Origin of the sequence: Streptomyces sp. NPDC060209 (genome assembly GCF_042728155.1) — a bacterium.
Lineage (GTDB): Bacteria > Actinomycetota > Actinomycetes > Streptomycetales > Streptomycetaceae > Streptomyces.
In genome coordinates, this window is the sequence record NZ_JBHWZS010000077.1 from 1 (window position 1) to 21,192 (window position 21,192).

General features: G+C 72.0%; 20 protein-coding genes. 10 read left to right on the plus strand and 10 right to left on the minus strand.

All coding sequences use genetic code 11. The annotated features are described in order from the left end of the window. Positions 1-60: 60 nt before the first annotated feature. The 3 genes from ACFWFI_RS17090 to ACFWFI_RS17100 form a co-directional block, all read right to left on the minus strand. Positions 61-1,572 carry a PTS transporter subunit EIIC gene (locus tag ACFWFI_RS17090; RefSeq protein WP_387390463.1) on the minus strand — a complete coding sequence of 504 codons (1,512 nt, stop codon included), beginning with the start codon at positions 1,570-1,572 and terminating at the stop codon, positions 61-63. 35 nt (positions 1,573-1,607) lie between these two features. After that, on the minus strand, positions 1,608-2,576 hold the full coding sequence (gene murQ, locus ACFWFI_RS17095; protein WP_387390465.1) for an N-acetylmuramic acid 6-phosphate etherase: 969 nt from the start codon (positions 2,574-2,576) through the stop codon (positions 1,608-1,610). A 68-nt stretch (positions 2,577-2,644) separates the two neighbouring features. Then, positions 2,645-3,562, minus strand: coding sequence for a MurR/RpiR family transcriptional regulator (locus tag ACFWFI_RS17100; protein ID WP_387390467.1), 918 nt, complete (start codon positions 3,560-3,562; stop codon positions 2,645-2,647). 102 nt (positions 3,563-3,664) lie between these two features. On the opposite strand from ACFWFI_RS17100, the gene ACFWFI_RS17105 reads away from it, so the two are divergent. Next, a complete protein-coding gene (locus tag ACFWFI_RS17105; RefSeq protein WP_387390470.1) occupies positions 3,665-4,033 on the plus strand; it encodes a hypothetical protein in 369 nt (122 codons plus the stop codon). Further along, complete coding sequence (locus ACFWFI_RS17110; RefSeq protein WP_387390472.1) at positions 4,030-4,320, plus strand: DUF4031 domain-containing protein; 291 nt, start codon at positions 4,030-4,032, stop codon at positions 4,318-4,320. The genes ACFWFI_RS17105 and ACFWFI_RS17110 overlap by 4 nt, the downstream gene beginning before the upstream one ends. On the opposite strand, the gene ACFWFI_RS17115 is transcribed toward ACFWFI_RS17110, so the two are convergent. The 6 genes from ACFWFI_RS17115 to ACFWFI_RS17140 form a co-directional block, all read right to left on the minus strand. Then, complete coding sequence (locus tag ACFWFI_RS17115; protein WP_387390523.1) at positions 4,268-5,503, minus strand: Cmx/CmrA family chloramphenicol efflux MFS transporter; 1,236 nt, start codon at positions 5,501-5,503, stop codon at positions 4,268-4,270. The two genes, ACFWFI_RS17110 and ACFWFI_RS17115, sit on opposite strands and share 53 nt — an antisense overlap. A gap of 72 nt (positions 5,504-5,575) precedes the next feature. Beyond that, on the minus strand, positions 5,576-6,271 hold the full coding sequence (locus tag ACFWFI_RS17120; protein ID WP_387390475.1) for an HD domain-containing protein: 696 nt from the start codon (positions 6,269-6,271) through the stop codon (positions 5,576-5,578). Positions 6,272-6,357: 86 nt separating this feature from the next. Continuing rightward, the gene (locus ACFWFI_RS17125) at positions 6,358-7,398 is read right to left on the minus strand and encodes a DUF2891 domain-containing protein (protein ID WP_387390478.1); all 1,041 of its coding nucleotides are present in this window, start codon (positions 7,396-7,398) and stop codon (positions 6,358-6,360) included. A gap of 93 nt (positions 7,399-7,491) precedes the next feature. Next, positions 7,492-8,460, minus strand: a complete 969-nt coding sequence (locus ACFWFI_RS17130) for a DUF979 domain-containing protein (protein WP_387390481.1) — start codon at positions 8,458-8,460, stop codon at positions 7,492-7,494. Then, positions 8,457-9,188, minus strand: a complete 732-nt coding sequence (locus tag ACFWFI_RS17135) for a DUF969 domain-containing protein (protein ID WP_387390483.1) — start codon at positions 9,186-9,188, stop codon at positions 8,457-8,459. The genes ACFWFI_RS17130 and ACFWFI_RS17135 overlap by 4 nt, the downstream gene beginning before the upstream one ends. 241 nt (positions 9,189-9,429) lie before the next feature. Continuing rightward, positions 9,430-10,155 carry a GntR family transcriptional regulator gene (locus tag ACFWFI_RS17140; RefSeq protein WP_387390485.1) on the minus strand — a complete coding sequence of 242 codons (726 nt, stop codon included), beginning with the start codon at positions 10,153-10,155 and terminating at the stop codon, positions 9,430-9,432. Between the two features lie 239 nt (positions 10,156-10,394). Here ACFWFI_RS17140 and ACFWFI_RS17145 point away from each other — a divergent pair, with 239 nt between their 5' ends. From ACFWFI_RS17145 to ACFWFI_RS17180, 8 genes are all read left to right on the plus strand, one after another. Then, positions 10,395-11,144, plus strand: a complete 750-nt coding sequence (locus ACFWFI_RS17145; RefSeq protein ID WP_387390525.1) for a LamB/YcsF family protein — start codon at positions 10,395-10,397, stop codon at positions 11,142-11,144. Further along, positions 11,141-11,776 (plus strand): 5-oxoprolinase subunit B family protein, encoded by a 636-nt coding sequence (locus ACFWFI_RS17150; RefSeq protein WP_387390486.1) that lies wholly within the window; start codon positions 11,141-11,143, stop codon positions 11,774-11,776. The genes ACFWFI_RS17145 and ACFWFI_RS17150 overlap by 4 nt, the downstream gene beginning before the upstream one ends. Continuing rightward, on the plus strand, positions 11,773-12,633 hold the full coding sequence (locus ACFWFI_RS17155) for a 5-oxoprolinase subunit C family protein (protein ID WP_387390489.1): 861 nt from the start codon (positions 11,773-11,775) through the stop codon (positions 12,631-12,633). The genes ACFWFI_RS17150 and ACFWFI_RS17155 overlap by 4 nt, the downstream gene beginning before the upstream one ends. Before the next feature lie 85 nt (positions 12,634-12,718). After that, positions 12,719-13,384 (plus strand): RNA polymerase sigma factor, encoded by a 666-nt coding sequence (locus ACFWFI_RS17160; protein WP_387390491.1) that lies wholly within the window; start codon positions 12,719-12,721, stop codon positions 13,382-13,384. After that, positions 13,377-14,318, plus strand: coding sequence for a CU044_5270 family protein (locus ACFWFI_RS17165; RefSeq protein WP_387390493.1), 942 nt, complete (start codon positions 13,377-13,379; stop codon positions 14,316-14,318). Before ACFWFI_RS17160 ends, ACFWFI_RS17165 begins: the two co-directional genes overlap by 8 nt. Positions 14,319-14,455: 137 nt before the next feature. Continuing rightward, on the plus strand, positions 14,456-15,865 hold the full coding sequence (locus ACFWFI_RS17170; protein WP_387390495.1) for a lipase family protein: 1,410 nt from the start codon (positions 14,456-14,458) through the stop codon (positions 15,863-15,865). A 177-nt stretch (positions 15,866-16,042) separates the two neighbouring features. Continuing rightward, positions 16,043-16,732 (plus strand): copper homeostasis protein CutC, encoded by a 690-nt coding sequence (locus ACFWFI_RS17175; RefSeq protein ID WP_387390498.1) that lies wholly within the window; start codon positions 16,043-16,045, stop codon positions 16,730-16,732. Positions 16,733-16,880: 148 nt separating this feature from the next. Further along, positions 16,881-19,178 (plus strand): MMPL family transporter, encoded by a 2,298-nt coding sequence (locus ACFWFI_RS17180; protein ID WP_387390500.1) that lies wholly within the window; start codon positions 16,881-16,883, stop codon positions 19,176-19,178. 17 nt (positions 19,179-19,195) lie between these two features. Here ACFWFI_RS17180 and ACFWFI_RS17185 read toward each other — a convergent pair whose 3' ends face one another. Then, the gene (locus ACFWFI_RS17185) at positions 19,196-21,148 is read right to left on the minus strand and encodes an APC family permease (protein ID WP_387390503.1); all 1,953 of its coding nucleotides are present in this window, start codon (positions 21,146-21,148) and stop codon (positions 19,196-19,198) included. Between the last annotated feature and the right edge of the window lie 44 nt (positions 21,149-21,192).

Consider the following 21,192-nt stretch of genomic DNA (forward strand, 5'->3'; position numbering starts at 1 on the left):
GTACCGGGCCGTATCCGACCCGGTACCGCCGACGGACTCAGGCGGACGCACGTGCGCCGATCAGACTCCGGCGGGTTCCTTCGCCGGGGTGTCGCCCGAGGGCGAGGCCGGGCCCGTGGCCGCGATCGTGGAGGGGGCGGGTTCCTGGGAGACGTTGAACTCCGCCAGCAGGGCCTTGCTGAAGCCGAAGAAGTACGTGGCGACGAAACCCGCGACGTAGCCGACGAGCAGGCCGCCCGCGTAGATCGCGATCGTGGAGCCGAGGCCGTGGTTGCCGTCCAGGAGGGGGAACAGGGCCCAGCCGGACGGGCCGATGGCCGTTGAGCCGACCGAGTCGCCGAGCTGGTTGAACAGGCCCACGAAGCCGCCGCCGAACGCGCCGCCCACACAGGCCGTGATGAACGGGCGGCCCAGCGGGAGCGAGACGCCGTAGATCAGGGGTTCGCCGACGCCCAGCAGGCCTGCGGGCATGGCGGACCTGATGGTCTTGCGGATCGACTCGTTCCGGGGGAGGCGGAGGTAGACCGCGGCCGCCGCGCCGACCTGGCCGGCTCCGGCCATCGCGAGGATCGGGAGCAGGACCGTGAAGCCCTGCTGCTCGATCAGCGTCGTGTGGATCGGGATGAGAGCCTGGTGCAGGCCCAGCATCACCAGGGGCAGGAAGAAGCCGCCGAGCAGGAAGCCCGCGCCCGCGCCGCCCGTGGAGAGCAGCCAGTCCGCGAAGGTGCCGATGGCGGAGGAGACCTCACCGGCCACGTACATCAGGCCGAAGATCGTGACGAGGCCGGAGATCAGCACCGTGAGCGTCGGGGTGACCAGGACGTCCAGCGCCTCGGGCACCCAACGGCGGCACCACTTCTCGACGTACACCGCGAGGACCGCCGCGCCGAGGGCGCCGAGGACGCCGCCCTGGCCGGGGGAGAGGGTCTGGCCGAAGGCGTCGATGTTGGCGACGCCGGGGAAGACGATGATGGCCGCGACCGCACCACCGAGGATCGGCGTGCCGCCGAACTCCTTCGCCGTGTTGTAGCCGACGAAGACCGCGATCAGAGCCATGAAGCCGGAGGCCATCGCCGCCAGCGCGGGGGTCACCGATGTCAGCCAGCCGAGGTTCACCAGCAGGCCGTTCAGGCCGGCGATGATGCCGCAGCCGATGAGGGCGGGGATCAGCGGGACGAAGATGTTCGCGATCTTGCGCAGGAACAGCTTGAAGGGCGTGGAGTTCTTCGCCTTCTGCTGCGCCTTGAGGGCGGCGCCCTTGCCGGCCAGCTCCTCGGCCGTGTGGACGGGCGCGGGGGTCTCGGACGCCCGGCCCTCCTCGACCAGCTGCTCGAACTCCGGGGTGACCCGGGCGACGGTGCCCGGGCCGAGGACGATCTGGTAGGTGTCGTCCTCGACCACGCCCATCACGGCGGGAACCGCCTTGAGGGCCTCGTCGTCGACGAGGGAACGGTCGTGCAGGCCCAGCCGGAGCCGGGTCATGCAGTGGGCGATCGAGCTGACGTTCGCAGCGCCACCGACGAGCGGCAGGATCGCGGCGGCAGTGGCGCGGTTCTTGTCTTCAGTAGCCATGGTGCGTGGTGCCTTGCTGTGCGGGGAGTGGTGCGTCAGGTGGTTCGGACAGCCGCGAGGGCGGCGCGGAGGTGGCCGTGGGACTCGGCCAGGAGTGTGGCGGCGGTGGGGCCGTCGACCCCGCCGAGGATGGTGAGGATGGCGTTCTTCACCTCGCCGTCGGTGGCGGCGAGCGCCGCCTCGATCTCCTGGTCGGAGGCGCCGGTGGCGAGGGAGACGATCCGGCGGGAGCGGGCGCGCAGCTTCTCGTTGGAAGCGCGCACGTCGACCATCAGATTCCCGTACGTCTTGCCGAGCCGGATCATCGTGATCGTCGAGAGCATGTTGAGGACGAGCTTCTGTGCCGTCCCTGCCTTGAGGCGGGTGGAGCCGGTGAGCAGCTCGGGGCCGACGACGATCTCCAGTCCGTGTTCGGCGGCGGCGGCGAGAGCGGAGTCCGCGTTGCAGGAGAGCCCGAGGGTGAGCGCGCCCTTGCCGCGGGCGTGCTCGACGGCCCCGATGGCGTACGGGGTGCGGCCGGAGGCCGAGATTCCGACCACGGTGTCGTCGGCGGTGAGGCCCAGACCGTCGAGGTCTGCGGCGGCCAGCTCCTTGCTGTCCTCGGCGCCCTCGACGGCCTTGACCATGGCGGAGGGACCGCCGGCGATCAGGCCGATGACCTCGGACGGGTCGGTGTTGAAGGTGGGCGGGCACTCGCTGGCGTCGAGCACACCGAGACGGCCGGCGGTGCCGGCACCCGCGTAGATCAGCCGGCCGCCGCGCGCCATGCGCTCGGCGGTGGCGTCGATCGCGGCGGAGATCTGGGGCAGCTTCTCGGCCACGGCGGCGGGGACGGTGGTGTCCTCGCCGTTCATGATGCGGGCTATCTCCTGCGTCGGCAGCTGGTCGATCTCGGCGAGCTCCGGCCGGAACGCCTCGGTGGTGAGGGTGGCGAGCTGCGCGCGCAGTTCGCCGTAGCCGCCGGGAGTGGGGGCGTCGGCGTTCGCGTCGGTGGTGGAGGTCATGGACAGCGCTCTGCTTTCTCGTTCTCGTGCGGGTGCGGGTGCGGGTGCGGGTGCGGGTGCTGCCGGGGTCAGCGGCTGCGCGGGGTGTGGCGGTGGGCGAGCGCCTCGTACGAGGCGGACAGTGCCGGCGCGGCCGTCTCGTACGTCCGCTGGGCGACTCCTATGAAGAGGCAGTCGACGACGAGGAGCTGGCTCGTGCGGCTCGACATGGCGGCGGGCCGCAGCTCGCTCTCCCGGGCCGTGGACGTGGTCAGCACGTGGTCGGCGTACTGAGAGACCGGCCCGTCCGGGCGGCCGGTGATAGCGATCGTCGTCGCGCCGCGGTCGAAGGCGACCCGGAGCGGCTCGATGACGTCGCCCGTGGAGCCGGAGTGCGTGATCGCGATGGCCACATCGCCGGAGCGGAGCTGCACCGCGTTGGTCACGGCGAGGTGCGGGTCCGCGTGGGCGTGGGCTATCAGGCCGATCCGGAGCAGCTTCTGCGCCAGGTCCTGGCCGACGAGGGAGGACGCTCCGGCGCCGTAGATGTCGATGCGGCGCGCGGTCGCGGCGGCGGCCACGGCGGCCCCGAGCTGCACCGTGTCGAGGCCGGCGGCCGTGTCGGCGAGGGTCTGCTGCTCGTCGTAGGCGAGCTTCGTGACGACGTCCGCGATGGGGTCGTCGACCGCGATGTCGGCGGTGACGGCGGGTGCCCGGCCGGACTGCTGGTGGGCGGCGAGGCCGGCGAGTGCCAGACGCAGGTCCCGGTAGCCCGGGTAGCCGAGAAGGCGGGCGGTGCGGACTACGGTGGCCTCGCTGGTGCCGGTCAGCTCGGCGAGTCCGGTGACGGTGAGGGCGGCACACCCGGCGGGGTCACCCGCGACCGCTTCGGCGACCCGCTGCATGGAGCGGGTCATGGACGGAGCGAGGGTCCGCACCTTGGCCGCGAGAGCCGCGGGGGCGGGCGGGGAGTCCGGGTTGAAACTTTCCTTCACATCATTGGTCACATTTGAAAGATATTTTCACCGACGAATCCCGTCAACCCCCCTTTGGTCCCTACCTCTGAAGGATCACGCTCGGCCGTACGGGCGACGGGGGACAATGGGGCCATGGAGTTGAACAGCCTGGAACAGGAGCTGCACACCGCGCGTGCGCTGGTGATGGCCGACCTCGTCGCGGGCGATGTGGCCGAGGCCGGGATCGTCTCGATGGTCGAGGACGCGATAGCCCACCGGCGGTGGTGGGTCGAGCAGTGGCCCGAGGGTGTGGCCTTCGTCACGGGGCTCGTGGCGCAGGACGTCCAGGACGCTCTCCTGGAGCAGCACGGGCGTTGGCCGCTGTGCCCGGTGTGCACGGAGGAGGGGCCGCACGCCCTGGACGTCGAGCCGGAGCTCGGCCCCGATCCGCACTGGGTCTGCACGAAGGCGACGGTGTCCGTCGCACGGGTGGGCGCGCTCGCCGAGGTGCTCGGCCGGTGACCGTCTACATCGACCCGCCGACCTGGCCGGGGCACGGCCGCATGTGGTCGCACCTGGTCAGCGACGTGTCGTTCGACGAGCTGCACGCCTTCGCCGCGACGATCGGCTGCCCGCCCCGCGCCTTCGAGCGCGACCACTACGACGTGCCCGAGGCGCGTTACGCGGACGCGGTGCGCGCCGGGGCGCGGGAGGTCGGGTCGAAGGAGATCGTGCGCCGGCTCACCGATGCGGGGCTTAGACGGCCGAAGGGGCGGCCTGCTCCGATTCGGCGGCCTGCTCAGAGCTGATGTGCGCCGGTGCGCCCGCGATCCGCCGGGACGGCGTACCTCCGCCGCGCAGCCGCAACGAGACCGTCACGGCTGCCAGTCCGAGCACCAGCATCGCGGCACCCGCCCATGCCGTGGCCCGGAATCCGAAGTCCGCGTCGATCACCGCACCGCCCAGCCACGGGCCGCTCGTGTTGCCGAGGTTGAACGCGGCCGTGGTGGTCGCCCCCGCCAGCGTCGGGGCGACACCCGCGACGTTGAACATCCGGGCGTTGAGCGCCGGGGCCGTGTAGAACGCGGACAGCCCCAGCAGGAACGCCAGGATGACGACGGCGACCTGGTTCGACGCGAAGAGGGCCAGGGCCACCAGGAAGACCGTCGACGCACTGATGCCGCTCAGCAGCACCCCGAAGAGGTGTGCGTCGGCGACCCGGCCGCCGATCGTCGTACCGATCAGCGCGCCGACACCGAACAGCGCGAGCACCCACGGAACCCAGCCCGAACTCAGCCCCGCCACGTCCGTGAGCAGCGGTGCGAGATAGCTGAACGCGCAGAACACACCGCCGGCGGCGAGGGCCGTGATCACGATGGACAGCCACACCTGACGGTCCCTGTAGATCGCGACCTCCCGCTTGAGCTGCGGCTTCTCGTCCGGCAGCGGAATGCGCGGGATACGTGTGACGACACCCACCAGCGCCACGGCGGACGCGGCGCCCACCGCCCAGAACGCCGAACGCCAGCCGAAGCTCTCCCCGAGGAACGCACCCAGCGGCACCCCCAGCACGTTGGCGATCGACAGCCCGCCGATCATCACGGCCATCGCCCTGGCCCGCGCGTTCACCGGCACCATCGCGATGGCGACCGCGGCGCCGACCGCCCAGAAGCCTGCGCACGCCAGCGCGCTCACCACCCGGGAGACGAACAGCACGTCGTACGTTGGCGCGAGCGCACCCGCGATCTGGCCCAGCCCGAAGACCGAGATCAGCGCGATGAGGGTCGTGCGGCGAGGCAGTCGCAGGGTGGCGACGGCCAGCAGCGGGGCGCCGACCACCATGCCGATCGCGAAGGCGGATATGAGGAGTCCGGCCTTCGGGATGGACACGTTCATGTCGTCGGCGATGGGAGGCAGCAGCCCGGACAGCATGAACTCACTGGTACCGAGGGCGAAGACCGAGAGGCCGAGGATGTAGACGGCCATCGGCATACGGGGACGGCTGGAAGCAGAGTCGGGCATGACAGTGGCCAACAGTGCTTTAGTCCCTGTCATTCCCCCGTCTCACTGGATGAGCAGCTCCAGCTCGGTGGTCAGGTTCTGCCGCGCCCTCGGCTCCCACTCCTTCGCCCCGTGGGGCGTACGGAACAGCCGGGGCAGCTCCAGCAGCTGTCGCAGGACGGCGGCGCGCCCCTCGCGGAACGCGTCGTCCGGGACGAAGCCGTACTCCTCGCGCACCTGCGCCGCGTACGCCGCGTAGTCCTTGGGGGCCGCCGCGAGGATCGCGAGATCCGCGTCGCAGAGCACCTCGCCGTTGGTGTCGCCGTCCGCCGGGTCGTGCGTGACGGTGAGCCGGACCAGCCGGGCGACCTCGGCCGTCGCCGAGTCGGGGAGGCCGGCCTCGGGCAGGGCGAGTTCGGCGAGCGCGGCCGACCGCTCCTCGTTCTCGGAGCGGTCGGGGCGGTAGACCGCGTCGTGGAACCAGACTGCGAGGCGCACCAGGTCCGGGTCGGAGGCGTGGCCGGCCAGCGTGTCGACCCGGTCCAGGACCTGCGTCAGGTGGGCGGTCGTGTGGTAGCGCCGCTGGGGTTCGGCCCAGCGCGCGATGAGGGCATCGGCGTACGGGTCCGGATCGGGCCCGCGGTCCGTCCCGCCGCGTGCGGCGAGCAGGGTCTCGCGCCAGCGGTCACGGAGTGCGCCGCCGGTGTGCGGGCTCCCGGAGGTGCCGCTGTCGAATGTGTCGGGGGCGCTGTCGCTCATACGCCGAGAGTAGGACGTACGCCCCGCGCGCACGTCCGTCACCCTGCCCCGCCACCGGTCGGCGGGACGGGTGACGGACCCGCCGCTCAGTGACCGGGCGCCGTGTCCAGGGCCAGTGCCGCGTACGTCGCCAGCCAGTGGTCCGAGGAGAAGTCCCCGGAGGACACCGTCGGCAGGCCGAGCGCGAGATGGGCCTCGGCCGAGGTCAGGAGCGCGGCGCGGGCCGCGCCGTCCGGGAGCGCGCCGGCGATCGAGCGGAGGGCGGCCGCCCGGCTCAGGGTGAGACCGAGAAGGTGGCCGATCTGCGGATCGGCGTGGTCGGAGACCACCGGCGGGTCGAGCAGCGTGGAGTCGGGCGTGGCGGATACCAGGGCCGGCAGGAACGCGGCGATCCAGGTACGGAATTCCTCCACCGGCAGCACCCGGCGCATCGCGTCCGCCTCGACCAGGGCGGGGGAGAGGAAGTCCTGGCCGGAGGGCTCCCAGTGGGCGGGGGCGTCGTGGTCGTCGGTGAACCAGGTCCGCAGCCGGTCCGTCGCCGCGTCGAGGACCGGCGCCGGCAGCCCGGCGGTCCCGCCCGCGTCGAGGATCAGGCCCAGGCCGAACGCGCTGTTGTTGTGGACGCCGTGCCGGACCGGGTACGTCGCCTTGGGCAGCCAGGCGCCGAGCAGGTCGCCGACAGCTGTCACGCCGGGGGCCAGGGCGTCGGCCCACCGGTCGCCGTCGGGCGTGGCGAGGGCCCGGCACTCCGCGGCGAGCGCGATCAGCCAGGCCCAGCCGTAGGGACGCTCGAAGTGCGGCCGGCCGCGCAGGTAGGACGCCTCGACGGTGATGTTCGCGTGGGTCAGGTGCGTGTCGAGCACCTCGCGGATACGGGTGGTGAGGGTGGCCGGAAGATCGCCGGTGGCGGAGAAGCGGCGCACGATGCGGACGAGCAGCCAGTGCATGTGCACCGTGGAGTGCCAGTCGTAGCCCCCGTAGAACGCGGGGTGCAGCGTACGGGGCGCGACGAGTTCCTCGGGCCCGGTGTAGAGGTGGGCGGGCGCGTTGGGGTATTCGCGTACGACGTTGGCGAGGGCCAGTTCCGCGAAGGGGACCGCGTACGTGGCAGGGAGCGCGGGAGACATCGGGGGACTCCAGAGGGGTGTGCGGCGAGCGGCTCGGGTCAAGGGGCGGCTCGGTTCAGGGGTGATTCGGGTCGAGGGGCAGGGCGGTTCGGGTCAGAAGGCGAAGAGGGCCATGATCGCGACGTTGCAGACCAGCAGGGCCGCTGCCGTGGGGAGCTGGGCCTTGATCGGGCCGTACTGGTCCTTGAGCTCGAGGAGCGCGGCCGGGACCAGGTTGAAGTTGGCGGCCATCGGTGTGACGAGCGTGCCGCAGAAGCCGCACAGCATGCCGATCGCGAGGACGGCGGGCGCGTTGCCGTTCATCTGCTCGATGAGGACGGGCCAGCCGATCGCGGCGGTCATCACCGGGAACGCGGCGAAGGCGTTGCCCATGACGATGGTGAACAGCGCCATGCCGCAGCAGTAGACGGCCACGGCCACGAACCTCTGGCCGTCGGGCAGTACCGCCTCGGTGATCCTTCCGACCTGCTCACCGACACCGGCAGTCTGGAAGATCGAGCCGAGGACGGAGAGCAGCTGAGGCAGGATCAGCGCCCAGCCCATCGATTCGAGCATGTTGCGACCGGAGTGCAGCGGCACGGAGACCTTCCGCTCGCGCAGGAGCACCATGCCCACGATCAACGCGGCGATCGCGCCGACGCCCAGGCCGAGAATGGTCTCGTACCCCGGCTCCAGGACCGGTTGGCCACCGATCTTCCAGTTCTTCACCAGCGTCGCGCAGATCATCGCGACGACGGGGATGGTGAGGGCCGGAAGGAACAGCTTGTTGCCGAGACGGGCGGCCGAGGCCGCGCGCTTCTCGCGGGGCGGAGTGTGCGACTCGCCCTTGCCGGTGAGGCCGAAGCCGCCCAGGACGATCAGGATCAGGACGGCGACGCCCAGCGGTTCGGCGGGGAGGGACTTGTCGACGACTCCGGTGGAGTAGAAGAACGCGGCGCCCAGCAGACCCCAGAAGCCGGCGGAGCCGAAGCGCTTGGGGTTGGTGCGGTCCACGGCCATCTGCGCGGCCATGACGAGGAACACCGCGCCGACCAGCCAGAAGAAGTACTCGGACTTGATCACTTGGCGTCCTCCGTCCGGAGCCCGGCGTGTGTCGTCAGGTCGTTCTCGGCGGCGGCGACGGCGAGTTCGCGCTCCAGCTGCCGGTCCAGGTTGAGCAGGCGGGCCCCGTGGATCAGGAAGGCGCAGATCGCGGAGGGGATCGCCCACAGGGCCAGGTGCAGCGGTTCGAGGTGCTGGTCGTACGTGGAGTTCACGAAGCCGGTGATCAGCAGGATCGATCCGATGGCGATGAAGCAGTCCTCACCGAAGAACACTCCGATGGTGTCGGCGCCGGACGCGTGCGAGCGGACCTTCTCGCGCAGCTTCTGCGGCAGCGGACGACCCGCCTTGGCCTCGGCCGCGGCCTCGGCCATCGGGGCGATCAGCGGCCGCACACTCTGCGCGGGGCCACCGATGCTGGTGAGGCCGACGGAGGCGGTGAGCTGCCGTATCAGCAGGTAGAGCGTCAGGAAACGGCCGGTGGTCAGCTTGCCCAGCTTGCCGATGAGGGTACGGGCCTGTTCCTGGAGTCCGTAGCGCTCCAGGAGCCCGATGACGGGCAGTGTGATCACGAAGACGGTCACCGAACGGGCGGAGGCGAAGCTGTTGCCGAACGAGGCCAGCACCTCCTGCGGCGAGAGCTTGCCGAGCAGCCCCGTGATGATGCCGGCGGCACCCACCACGAGCAGGGGATTGCGGCGGGTGGCGAATCCGAGGATCACCACGAGCACGCCGAGGAGAACGATCACGCGTCGGCCTTCTTCCGCGCAGGGACGTGGCGGTGCACGGTCCTGGTCAGACGGGGGTAGTACGCGAGACCTTAGGGTCTTGTTCAACAATCCCACAAGGGTGCGGGATGCATCGATCTGGATCGGCGGCGCGGGAGGGTGGGATGGCGGGCGTCTTGTCTGGATACACCCGTATCCGGGGTGGAATGCGGACACTTCGGGAGCGGGATGGCGGAGGGGTGGATCAGGGAACGATCCTGGGCTACCGCTCGGTGAGCCGTTGCGCGTAGGCCTCCGCCAGCTGGCGTCGGGAATCCTCCAGGTAGAAGGCGAGCGTCCGCTCGGCGCCGACCGCGTCCCCCTTGGCCAGTTTGTCCGTGATCTCACGGTTGCGGGTGAGATAGGGCTCGTGGAAGCGGCGGGGGTCGGCCATCACGTGGAAGGCGAGCCGCAGTTCGGCGAGGACGTTGCGCATCAATTCGTCGGTGCGGGGGCTGTTCGCCAGGCCGGCCAGCGCCTGGTGGAAACGGATGTTGGCGGTGGAGCAGGCGGGCCAGTCGTCATGAAGTGCGGCCTGCTCGCCCGTCGACACCGCCGCCTCGACCGCCGTCAGGTCGAACGGAGGCTCGCCCAGGGTTCGCAGGGCCGCGCACTCGACGAGGAGCCGCACCCGGTAGATGTCGACCAGGTCGTCCACGGCCAGGATGCGGACGAAGACGCCCCGGTTGAGGCGGTGCTCCAGGAGGCGTTCGTGCGACAGCAGGCGGAACGCCTCGCGCAGGGTGTTGCGGGACACGGCCAGGGCGCCGCTGATGCTCTCCTCGGACAAGCGGCTGCCCGGCGGGAAGTAGCCCTCGGTGATCCGGTCCCGCAGGATGGCGGCGACCCGCTCGGCCGTACCGGACCGCTCCAGGGAGGCGCTGTGCGTCGCCAGTTCCGAGAGATCCGGCGTGCCGCCGGCCCTTCCGCCGTTCTTCGTACCCGCCATGCCCCGTCCTCTGCCTGTGGCGCCTGTCGCGCCTGTCGTACCGTCGTCCCGCGCCTGCTGCGCCTGCTGTGTCCGGAGTTCAGGGCGCGCCTGGTGCTCCGTCAGCCGCGCGCGGTGCGCCGTGCTCAGTGAACCGTACGAGTGTCTCAGCCGACGGGCGGGCTCTTGTCAGATTGTTGAACAATCGCTAGCGTGCGCCCGTGACGGATCTGACGAGTGTGACGCGCCCGGCGCGGCCGATGGACCTCAACGCGGACCTGGGTGAAGGGTTCGGACGCTGGACCCTCACCGAGGACGAGGCGCTCCTGACCTGTGTCACCAGCGCCAATGTGGCCTGCGGCTTCCACGCGGGCGACGCCTCCGTGATGCGGCGGGTCTGCGACACGGCGGCGGAGCGGGGCGTACGCATCGGGGCGCAGGTCTCCTACCGCGACCTGGCCGGATTCGGGCGGCGCGCCATGGACGTACCGGCGGCCGAGCTGACCGCCGAGATCGCCTACCAGATCGGCGCCCTGCGGGTCTTCGCGGAGGCGGCCGGTTCCACGGTCTCGTACGTGAAACCGCACGGCGCCCTCTACAACCGTGTCGTCCGGGACGAGGAGCAGGCCGCCGCCGTCGTCGCGGGGGTGCTGCTCGCGGGCGGCCGCCCGGCGGTCCTCGGGCTGCCCGGTTCGCGGCTGCTCGCCCATGCGGAGGCGGCCGGCCTGACCGCCGTCCAGGAGGCCTTCGCCGACCGCGCGTACACCCCGCAGGGCACGCTCGTGCCACGGGGCGAGCCAGGAGCCGTGGTGCACGACGCGGACGAGGTCGTGCGGCGCAGCGTCGGCATGGCCGTCGACGGAGCCGTGACGGGGGTGGACGGCAGCCGGATAGCCGTCGCGGCCCGGTCGCTCTGCGTCCACGGCGACACCCCCGGCGCGGCGGCGCTCGCCCGGCGGGTCCGGACGGCGCTGGAGGAAGCCGGCGTCCGTGTAAGGGCGTTCGCGTGAGCGGCGTCCGGGTGCTGGAGGCCGGGCCCCGCGCCCTGCTCGTGGAACTGGCCTCCGGGGAGGACGCGGAGGCCTTCCACGCGGAACTGCTCCGCCGCCGGGCCGCCGGGGAGCTCCCCGCCGTGCGCGAGATCGTCCCCGGCGCCCGGACGGTGCTGCTGGACGGGGTGGACGACCGCACGCTCGCGGGGCGGCTGCGGTCGTGGACCGTGCCGCCGCTGAGCCGGGGAGCGGGGGAGGCCGTCGAGATACCCGTCGTCTACGACGGCCCGGACCTCGCCGATGTGGCCGAGGCGTGGGGCGTCGCCGTCGACGAGGTGCCCCGCATTCACGCCCGTACGGAATTCCGGGTCGCCTTCTGCGGTTTCGCGCCCGGCTTCGGATACCTGACAGGTCTGCCCGGGCACCTGAGCGTGCCGCGCCGGACCACGCCCCGGACCCGGGTGCCGGCCGGGGCACTGGCCCTCGCCGGCCCGTACACCGGGGTCTATCCGCGTGAGTCGCCCGGCGGCTGGCAGCTCATCGGGCGGATGCCCGAGCCGGAGGCCCTCTGGGACCCGGGGCGCGAACCGGCGGCGCTGCTCGGGCCCGGGGCCCGTGTGCGCTTCGTGCCGGCGGGGGTGCGCGGATGAGCGCGGGGCTCGAAGTGGTCAGGGCGGGCGCCCTGACCACCGTGCAGGACGAGGGCCGTACCGGCTGGGCGCACCTCGGCGTGCCCCGGGCCGGGGCGCTGGACGAGCCCGCCCGGCGGCTGGCCAACCGGCTCGTCGGCAACGCCCCTGACGCGGCGGTGCTGGAGACCACGCTCACGGGGTGCGCGGTCCGGGTGACCGGAGCCCGGTCCGTGCTCGCCGTCGTCGGCGGGGCGGGGTGCCGGGTCACGGTGGACGGCCGCCCGGTCGCGTGGGGCGCGCCCGTCCGGGTGCCCGTGGGTGCGGTGCTGGAGGCCGGCCCTGCGGAGCACGGAGTGCGGGGTTACCTGGCGTTCGCGGGCGGCCTGGTGCCCGAACCGGTGCTCGGCAGCAGATCCGCCGACCTGCTCTCGGGGCTCGGCCCGCCGGTCCTGCGCGAGGGGGACGTCCTGCCGCTGGGCCGGCCGGGCGGAGCCCCGTGTGCCGACACCGTGCCCTGGCCGGGCGCTCCCGCCGAGCTGGTGCTGCCCCTGCACCCGGGGCCGCGTGACAACTGGTTCACGGAGTCGGCGCTGCGCACGCTCACCACCGCCGCGTACCGGGTCTCGGAGCGGAGCAACCGCATCGGGCTGCGCACGGAGGGCCCCGCCCTGCGACGCGCCCGGGACGGCGAACTGCCCAGCGAGGGCATGGTGCTGGGAGCCGTCCAGGTGCCGCCGGACGGGCTTCCCGTGGTGTTCCTCAACGATCACCCGACGACGGGGGGTTACCCGGTCGTGGGCGTGGTCGCCGAAGCCGCGCTGGCGGGGGCTGCGCAGGCGGCCCCGGGGACGCCGGTGCGGTTCGTACGCGCGTGACGGGAACCCGGATGCGGGCATCGGCCAACAGGAGGTGACCGAGCCCGCCTCTCCGAGGGAATCCCATGAGCACAGGAGCCGACCAGTGACCGCCCCACCAGGGTTCGAAGCCCTGGAGGCACCCGTCGGTGCCGACGCGGACGAGCGCACCGAGTCCGATGCCTCGGTCGTCCGGCGCTCCCTGGACGAGCCGGACGTCTTCGCCGAACTGTTCCACCGGTACGCCGACGACATCCACCGGTACGCGGCCCGTCGGCTCGGCACCGAGGCGGCCGACGACCTGATGGCCGAGACCTTCGTGATCGCCTTCCAGCAGCGCCGGGGGTACGACCTGTCGAGGCCGCAGGCGCGGCCCTGGCTCTACGGCATCGTCACCAATCTCGTGCGCGGGCACCGGCGCGCCGAGGCCCGGCGCCTGAGGGCGCTGTCGCGCGCCGCTTCCGCGGCCCCGGACGAACGACGCGGGGACGTGGAGCCGTTGGCGGACCGGGTGGCCGCCCGGGTCAGCGCCGAGGGAGCCCGGGCCGAACTCGCGGGAGCCCTCGCCGCGTTGCCCGCCCGCTACCGGGACGCTCTGCTGGTCATCGCCTGGGGCGACCTGGACTACGCGGAGGCGGCGGAGGCGCTCGGCGTGCCCGTGGGCACCGTGCGCTCGCGGCTGCACCGGGCGCGGAAGAGGCTGCGTGACGCACTGGGCGGGGCGGATCCCGCACGCCTGCACGAGGTTCAGGAGGAGCCCGACCATGGATGACCTCACCGCTCTGCGGGAGCTGGAGGCCGATGTGCCCGCGCCGAGCGACGAGGCCCGTACGGCCGCCCGGGCCCGGCTGACGCGCGCCATCGCCGAAGAGACCGGCCGGACGCGCTCCCGGGCGGTGCCCAGGCGGCTGGTGCTGCGTGCCGGTTTCGCCGCGGCGGCGGCCGTGGCGGCGGCCGGGACCGTCGTCGTCGTGACGGACCGCCGGAGCGGCGACGGTGCGCCCCGGATGACCACGCTGTCCGCTGCCCAGGTGCTGCACCGGGCGGCCGACAGGACGCGCGCCGACGGCGCCGGGATGCCGGTCCCGCGCGACGACCAGTACTTCTACACCGAGGAGATCGCCACGCGGACTCCTCTGGAGGGCGGGAAGCCGACGACGCGCACCGACAAGATCTGGCTCTCCGTGGACGGCTCCCGGCCCTCCCGGTACGTCTACGGCGAACGGGTCCAGGAGGAGCCGCCGTTGACCGAGCACGAGGTGCGGTGGCCGCCCACCGAGTACGCGGAACTGAAGAAGCTGCCGACCGACCCGGACCGGCTTCTGGAGGCGCTCGGGCACGGGGACGACGGCACGGACCGAATGTCGGCCTACATGGACCTGTGCCTGCTGCTGCGTGGTCCGGGAGCCATGCCGCCGGGGCTGCAGGCCGCCGCGTTCGAGGCCCTCGCGAAGCTGCCCGGCATCGTGCTGGACGACGACGAGGTGGACGCTCTCGGGCGGCACGGGGTCGGGGTCTCGTATCCCGAAATGACGTTCGGTCCCGTCTTCGAACGAGGCAGCTGCGCCTACCTCGGAATGCGCCTGGACGGGGTCAAGGGGGGCCGCTGGGTGGGCCGTGAGCTGAAGGGGGGCGAGAAGTACGTGGAGGTCAGGGGGCGGGTGAAGTCCGGCGTGGTGGACGAGATCGGGCAGCGGCCCCGGTAGGCGCGGCAGGGCGGGCCCGGTCGGGGGCCGCCCCCCCCGGCACGTTACCGAAGCGTAACTTACCGGTGAGTTACCTCGGGTAACGCCTCGGTGCTAGCTTGCGCTCACCTTCATCGGAGCAGAGCGAGGAGTGAGCCGTGAGTCCGCGCAAGATCACCCGTTCGAGCTCGACCGTGAACACCCCCCACCTCCCGGAGCCCCGTCGGCAGGGACGCCGTACGGGGCGACTCCTGGCCGCTTCGGTGGCCGTCGCCGCGTGCCTGTGCGTGGCGGCCGTACCGGCTTCGGCCGCCGATTCCACCGGGTCCGCGCCGGTGGTGTCGCGGGGAGTGACCATCCCCGACTTCTACAACCCGCCGGCGCGGCTGCCCGCCGCCGACGGGTCCCTCGTCCGTACGGAGCCGCTGCCCCTCGGGCTGAGCCTGCCCGGTCTGGACGGCCGCCGGCTGCCCGGCACCGCGACGCGGCTCATGTACAAGTCCACCGACGCGGGCGGCGGGCCCGTCGCCGTCACCGGCGCGTACATCGAGCCGGCCGCCGCGTGGAAGGGCGGCGGTCCCCGCCCCCTGGTGGCGCTGGCCTCGGGGACCATGGGCCAGGGCGACCAGTGCGCCCCCTCGCTGTCGCTCCAGCACCCGCTGACCATCGGCCAGGGCACGGTGTCCATCGGCTACGACAACATCGCGGTCTACCGCTTCCTCGCCGCCGGTGCGGCCGTCGTCGTCACCGACTACGCCGGCCTCGGCGCGACCGACCGGCTCCACACCTACGTCAACCGCCTCGACGAGGGTCACGCCCTCCTCGACGCGGCCCGCGCGGCGCGCTCCGTCTCCGGCGCGTCGATCACCTCCGCCTCGCGCGTCGGCCTCTACGGCTACAGCCAGGGCGGCGGAGCCAGCGCCTCCGCCGCCGAGCTGCAGTCCTCGTACGCCCCCGACGTCAATCTGGCGGGCACCTACGCCGGGGCTCCGCCCGCCGACCTCACCGAGGTCATGAAGGGCATCGACGGCAGTGCCCTGGCCGGCGCGCTCGGCTGGTCGATCAACGGTTTCGCCCAGTCCGACCCGTCCCTGAAGGCGGTCGTCGACGCGAACACGAACGAGGTCGGCAAGGCCGCGTTGAAGGACACCTCGACCATGTGCGTGGGCGACGCGATCCTCGGCCACGGATTCACCAACAGCAAGAAGTGGACCGCCAACGGCAAGCCGATCGCCGACATCATCGCGGCCGAGCCGAAACTGCAGGCGATCCTCGCCCAGCAGCGCATCGGCAACCTGAGGCCGACGGCTCCGGTGCGCCTCGCGACCGGTGTGCAGGACGACATCGTCGGTCACAAGCAGGCCAGGCAGCTCGCGGTGGACTGGTGCCGCAAGGGTGCCGACGTGACGTACGAGGCCGTCCTGCTGCCCAACCTCGGCGACAAGATCCTCACCAACCACCTCGCCCCGCTCCTCACCGACCAGGGCAGCGCCATCTCCTGGCTGACCGACCGCCTCTCCGGCAAGAAGGCGGCCTCCAACTGCTGGTCGATGCCGCTCCAGCCCTGACGTCCCCCACCCCGTGACCCGCGAGGCCGCGGCGCGTCCGTTCCCCGGATGCCGCCGCGGTCTCGCGTTTCTTCACGTATGCGTTCACATGGAGAGCTGCGCCCCGGGTGGCTGACCCGTAGTCTGGTTATTGGACTAGACCTGTAGTCCACAGCCGCTCCGAAGGAATGGAACACCATGAGCAACCGTGCAGTCCTGGAGGTGATCGCTCTCGACGCGGAGGACGCGGTCGCGGCGCAGGCGGGTGGTGCGGACCGCCTCGAACTGGTCACCGACATGGCGGCCGACGGTCTGACGCCCCCGCTCAAGGTCTTCGAGAGCATCCGGTCCGCCGTCGACATCCCGCTCCGGGTCATGCTCAGGGTCGCGGACGGGTTCGCGGCGGGAGACATCGATGTCCTGGTGGAGAAGGCCCGCACCCTGCGCGTCGCCGGGGCCGAGGAATTCGTCCTGGGCTTCCTGGACCAGGACGGGCACGCCGACCTGGTGGCGGTCGAGCGGCTCGTCGCGGAGCTGAACGGCTGCCCGTGGACCTTCCACCGCGCCATCGACCGAGCTGTCGACCGCGACGTACTGCGCAAGCACCTCGCCGACCTGCCGGGCCTGGACACCTACCTCACGGCGGGCTCGCCGAAGGGTGTCGACGCCGGCATGGAGACCCTGCTCGCCGAGGCGGCGCGCTCGGACCTCCCGGGCTACGAACCGCAGATCATGGTGGGCGGCGGCCTGCGCCTGGACCACCTGCCCCCGCTGCGCGCCGCGGGCGTCGAGGCCTTCCACATCGGAGGGGCGGCACGACCGGGCGGCTGGAGCGGGCCCGTGGACGCCGCAGCGGTACGGGAATGGCGCACGGCGCTCGACAGCTGACGGGAGCCCGGGGCGGCGGGTGCGACCGGGTTCCCGGGTCGGTGCTCCCGGCGGGGGCGTCACCCGTTCTCCCACTCCGGCGTGCCGTGGCGGCGGGACCGGCTTTGAATGATGTGTCCCAGGTGTCCGGTCCTGCCCCGGAGTTCACATGTCGCATCAGCAGCCCGCCCACGACTCCGGCACGGCTGCGCGCCGGGCGGGGGTGCTGCACGCGACCGGAGCGTGGTGTGCGCGTCACTTCGTCATCGTCATCGTGCTGTGGCTGGCCGCGCTCGCCGCGCTCCAGGTGGTGCAGCACGCGTACGGCGGCGACTACTCCGACAACTTCTCGATCCCGGGAACCCAGTCGCAGGACGGCCTCGACGTCCTCGAAGCGCACGCTCCCTCAGCCGGCGGCTACAGCAGCCAGGTCGTGGTGCACGACGCGGACAAGTCCCTCAGCGGGCTGAGCAGCCAGATGTCGACGACCGTCGGGAGCCTCCAGAAACTGCCCGACGTGCTGTCCGCCCAGAACCCGCTGACGGCGCCGAGCAGCAGCGGCGGACCGGACGTGGGCCCGCTCTCCAGCGACGGGAAGACGGCGTACATCACCGTCCGGTTCAGCGTGCAGCCCTCCACCCTGGGGTCCGGCTACCTCGACGGGGTGGACTCCGCCGTGCAGCCACTGCGGGCGGCGGGCGCCGAGGTGGAGTACGGCGGCTCGCTGGGTGAACTGGCCCGGCCCGAGGCGAACGACCGGGTCAGCGAGGCCATCGGCTTCGGGGTGGCCGTCCTGGTGCTGCTGATCGGCTTCGGGAGTCTCCTGGCAGCACTGCTGCCGTTGGTCACGGCCCTCATCTGTGTCGTCTGCGGACTGGGCCTGCTGGGGCTGCTGGCCGCGGCGACGACCTTCGCCACCGTGTCACCGACGCTGGCCACGATGATCGGGCTGGGCGTCGGCATCGACTACGCCCTGTTCCTCGTCACCCGGCACCGCCAGAACCTCATGGACGGCAGGGACCCGGTGGCTGCCGCCGGGGCCGCCACGGCGACCAGCGGACGGGCCGTGCTGCTCTCCGGATGCACGGTGATCATCGCCCTCTGCGGACTGTGGGTCTCCGGCATCGGCTTCATCGGCAAGCTGGGCCTGGCGGCGGCCGTCACCGTCGTCACGGCCGTGCTCGGTGCCCTCACCCTGGTGCCGGCCGTGCTCGGACTGATCGGGCGGCACATCGACCGGATCCACGTCCGCAAGCCGGTCGCCGAGGTGGAGGCCGATGCGGAGCCGGGCCCGGAGGCCGGTACGGGCCCGGACAAGGGGCCTACGACGCACGGCACCTGGCACCGGTACGCCCAGCGTGTGGAGCGGCGGCCGTGGTGGTTCCTGGCCGGAGGGGTCGTGGTGCTCGCCGTGCTCGCCTTCCCCGTCTTCTTCATCCAGCTCGGACACATCGGGGACGGCGCCGATCCCAAGTCCTTCACCGACCGGCGCGCCTACGACCTCATGTCCTCGGCGTTCGGCCCCGGGTCGAACGGCCCGCTGACCCTCGTGATCGACCAGAGCAAGGTCCCGCAGAGCGACCGGTCCGCGCTGGAGAGCCAGGCCCAGCAGTCCCTGACCAAGGTGCCGGACGCGTCCTTCATCACCCCGCTCACCGCCACCCAGGACGGGGACGTCCTCACGGCGACCGCCTACTCCGTCGCCGCACCGCAGGACGCGCGGACCACGAGCCTGGTCAACCACCTGTCGGACGACGTCCTGCCCGACGCGGTCTCCGGCACCGCCGCGAGCACCTACGTGACCGGTACGACGGCCGCCCAGGTCGACTTCCTGGACATCGTCTCCAGCCGGCTGCCCCTGATCATCGCGGTCGTGGTCGGACTCGCGTTCCTCGTGATCCTGGCCGTGTTCCGCGGGGTTCTGGTCGCGGTCAAGGCGGCCCTGCTCAACGTCCTGTCGATCGCGGCCTCGTACGGGGTCGTGGTGGCCGTCTTCCAGTGGGGCTGGGGCGGGCCCGCGCTCGGGGTCTCGGGCGACGTCCCGATCGAGAGCTATGTCCCGATGATGATGTTCGCCATCGTCTTCGGCCTCAGCATGGACTACGAGATCTTCCTCCTGACCCGGATCCACGAGGCGTGGCTGGCCACCAAGGACCCCAAGGCGAGCGTCGCGCACGCCCTGGAGATCACCGCGCGGGTCATCACCTGTGCCGCACTGATCATGGTCAGCGTCTTCGCGGCCTTCATCATCAGCGACAACATCGTCGTCAAGATGCTGGGTCTGGGCCTCGCGGTCAGCGTGCTCATCGACGCCACCGTCGTGCGGCTGCTGCTGGTGCCGGCGGTGATGACCCTGCTCGGCCGCGCCGCCTGGTGGACGCCGCGGTGGCTGGACCGGATCCTGCCGCACGTCGACGCGGAGGGGTCCGGGACGGCGGACGGGACGAGGGCGTCCGGGGGCAGGTGACGAAGGCGTACGCGGCGTCAGTCCAGCGGGGGCGCGTGGCCCGACTCCAGCACCCGCAGGGCGCGTGACGCGTCGAACGGCAGGATCGTCACCGCGACGTGCGGCAGCTGGCCCAGCGCCCGGGCCATCTTCTCGCCGGTGCCCCGGTGGAGCAGTTTGCCGAGGGCGTTGGCGTACATCCGCCGTGGCACCAGCACCGTCAGCGAGGTCTCCCCGTCCTCCGTGGTGCGGACTGCCAGTTCCCGCATCGCGTGGCGCAGCCTGCGGTCCGGGCACGCGACCAGTTCCAGCGCCACCGAGGTCGCCGACGTCCGCTCCCAGGCGGCGGACAAGCGCCGGGCGTACGACTCGTCGATCGCGAAGTGCACCGCCCGGACAGTGCCGGGCCGCAGCTCATGGGCGTAGCGCAGGGCCTTCAACGAGGCCAGGTCCAGCGTCTCGACCAGGACGAACACCTGATGGCGGCGGGCCCGCGGTCGGTCCGCGCCCGTGGGCAGCCGCTCCAGCGCGGCGGCCTCGTGCCGGTATTCCCGGTTGATCCGCGTCAGCGCCCAGACCCCCAGCGGGAAGATCACCACGACCACCCAGGCGCCCTCGGTGAACTTGGTGACCGCGAAGATCAGCACCACGGCCGCGGAGATGACCGCCGCGAGCGCGTTGACCGTGATCTTCACCCGGCGCAGCCGTTCGCGTCGGCGCAGGTGGTACGCGGTGAGCCCGGCCCCTGCCATGGTGAAGGCGGTGAACACACCGATCGCGTAGAGCGCCACCAGCCTGTCCACGCTGGCACCCGTCGCCAGCAGCAGCGCCAGCGAGACGACGGCGAGCGCGATGATGCCGTTGGAGAAGGCGAGCCGGTGCCCGCGCCGGGTCAGCAGCCGTGGCAGGAAGCGGTCCTGCGCGACGAAGCTGGCCAGGAAGGGGAAGCCGGTGAAGGGGGTGTTGGCACCGGTGTAGAGGACCAGAGCCGTCGCCAGCTGCACGAAGACCAGTCCGGCCGTCCCCAGAGGGCCTCCGCCGAAGACGAGCCGGGCCTCCTGCGCGATGACGGTCGGGGTGCCGTCGGTGTACGGGACGGCGTGGGTGTAGTGGGCCAGGGTCGAGACGCCCAGGACCAGCACGGCGAGCACGCTGCTCATGGCGATGAGGGTGCGCCGGGCGTTGCGGCCCTGTGGTTCGCGGAAGGCCGAGATGCCGTTCGAGATCGCTTCGAGTCCGGTGAGGGAGGAGCCGCCGTTGGCGAAGGAGCGCAGCACGATGAAGAGCGAGGCACCGTAGAGCCACCCGTCGCCCGGGGCCCCCAGCGGGACTACCCCCTCGGCCTCCAGGTCGGCGTGCGGCAGCTCACCCGTGAGCCCGCGTACGGCCGCCGCGAGGAGGACGAGACCGATGGCGGTCATGAAGAGATACGCGGGGAGCGCGAACATCCGGCCCGCTTCCCGGATGCCGCGCAGATTCCCGTACGCGAGCAGCACGATCACCGCCACGGAGACCGGCAGCTGGAGGTGGTCCAGGCCCGTCCAGTTGTCGCCGACCAGGTGCGCGAGCGAGATCAGGGCGTTGGTGCCGGCCGAGACCTGGACCGCGACGGTGACGATGTAGTCGACGAGCAGGGCCACGGCCGCGACCTGCGCGACGTTCGGCCCGAAGTTCTCCCGGGCGACGACGTAGGAGCCGCCCGCCCGGGTGTAGAGCGTGACGACATCGCTGTAACAGAGCGTCAGGAGCAGCAGGACCAGCAGGATCGCACCGGTCACCGGCATGATCATGGTGAAGGCGGCGGCCCCCACGACGGGCACGAGTACGCGCAGCATCTCCTCGGAGCCGTACGCCGACGAGCTGATGCAGTCGGAGGCCAGCACCCCGAGCGCCGTCCGGTTGCTCAGCTTCTCGTCGCTGATGTGCTCGGTGGTGAGCGGCTTCCCGAGGAGGCGCCGTTTGACGCGGTACGCCGGCCGGTCGAGGGTCATGCCCCCATCACAACGGGCGCCCGCCCGGGTGCCGGGCAGGCGCC

Excerpts from the sequence above, each read along its gene's own strand:
- ACFWFI_RS17090 (WP_387390463.1), bottom strand. The coding sequence starts at position 1,572 with ATGGCTACTGAAGACAAGAACCGCGCCACTGCCGCCGCGATCCTGCCG.
- murQ (WP_387390465.1), bottom strand. The coding sequence starts at position 2,576 with ATGACCTCCACCACCGACGCGAACGCCGACGCCCCCACTCCCGGCGGC.
- ACFWFI_RS17105 (WP_387390470.1), top strand. The coding sequence starts at position 3,665 with ATGGAGTTGAACAGCCTGGAACAGGAGCTGCACACCGCGCGTGCGCTG.
- ACFWFI_RS17115 (WP_387390523.1), bottom strand. The coding sequence starts at position 5,503 with ATGCCGATGGCCGTCTACATCCTCGGCCTCTCGGTCTTCGCCCTCGGT.
- ACFWFI_RS17120 (WP_387390475.1), bottom strand. The coding sequence starts at position 6,271 with ATGAGCGACAGCGCCCCCGACACATTCGACAGCGGCACCTCCGGGAGC.
- ACFWFI_RS17125 (WP_387390478.1), bottom strand. The coding sequence starts at position 7,398 with ATGTCTCCCGCGCTCCCTGCCACGTACGCGGTCCCCTTCGCGGAACTG.
- ACFWFI_RS17140 (WP_387390485.1), bottom strand. The coding sequence starts at position 10,155 with ATGGCGGGTACGAAGAACGGCGGAAGGGCCGGCGGCACGCCGGATCTC.
- ACFWFI_RS17145 (WP_387390525.1), top strand. The coding sequence starts at position 10,395 with ATGGACCTCAACGCGGACCTGGGTGAAGGGTTCGGACGCTGGACCCTC.
- ACFWFI_RS17155 (WP_387390489.1), top strand. The coding sequence starts at position 11,773 with ATGAGCGCGGGGCTCGAAGTGGTCAGGGCGGGCGCCCTGACCACCGTG.
- ACFWFI_RS17165 (WP_387390493.1), top strand. The coding sequence starts at position 13,377 with ATGGATGACCTCACCGCTCTGCGGGAGCTGGAGGCCGATGTGCCCGCG.
- ACFWFI_RS17175 (WP_387390498.1), top strand. The coding sequence starts at position 16,043 with ATGAGCAACCGTGCAGTCCTGGAGGTGATCGCTCTCGACGCGGAGGAC.
- ACFWFI_RS17180 (WP_387390500.1), top strand. The coding sequence starts at position 16,881 with ATGTCGCATCAGCAGCCCGCCCACGACTCCGGCACGGCTGCGCGCCGG.
- ACFWFI_RS17185 (WP_387390503.1), bottom strand. The coding sequence starts at position 21,148 with ATGACCCTCGACCGGCCGGCGTACCGCGTCAAACGGCGCCTCCTCGGG.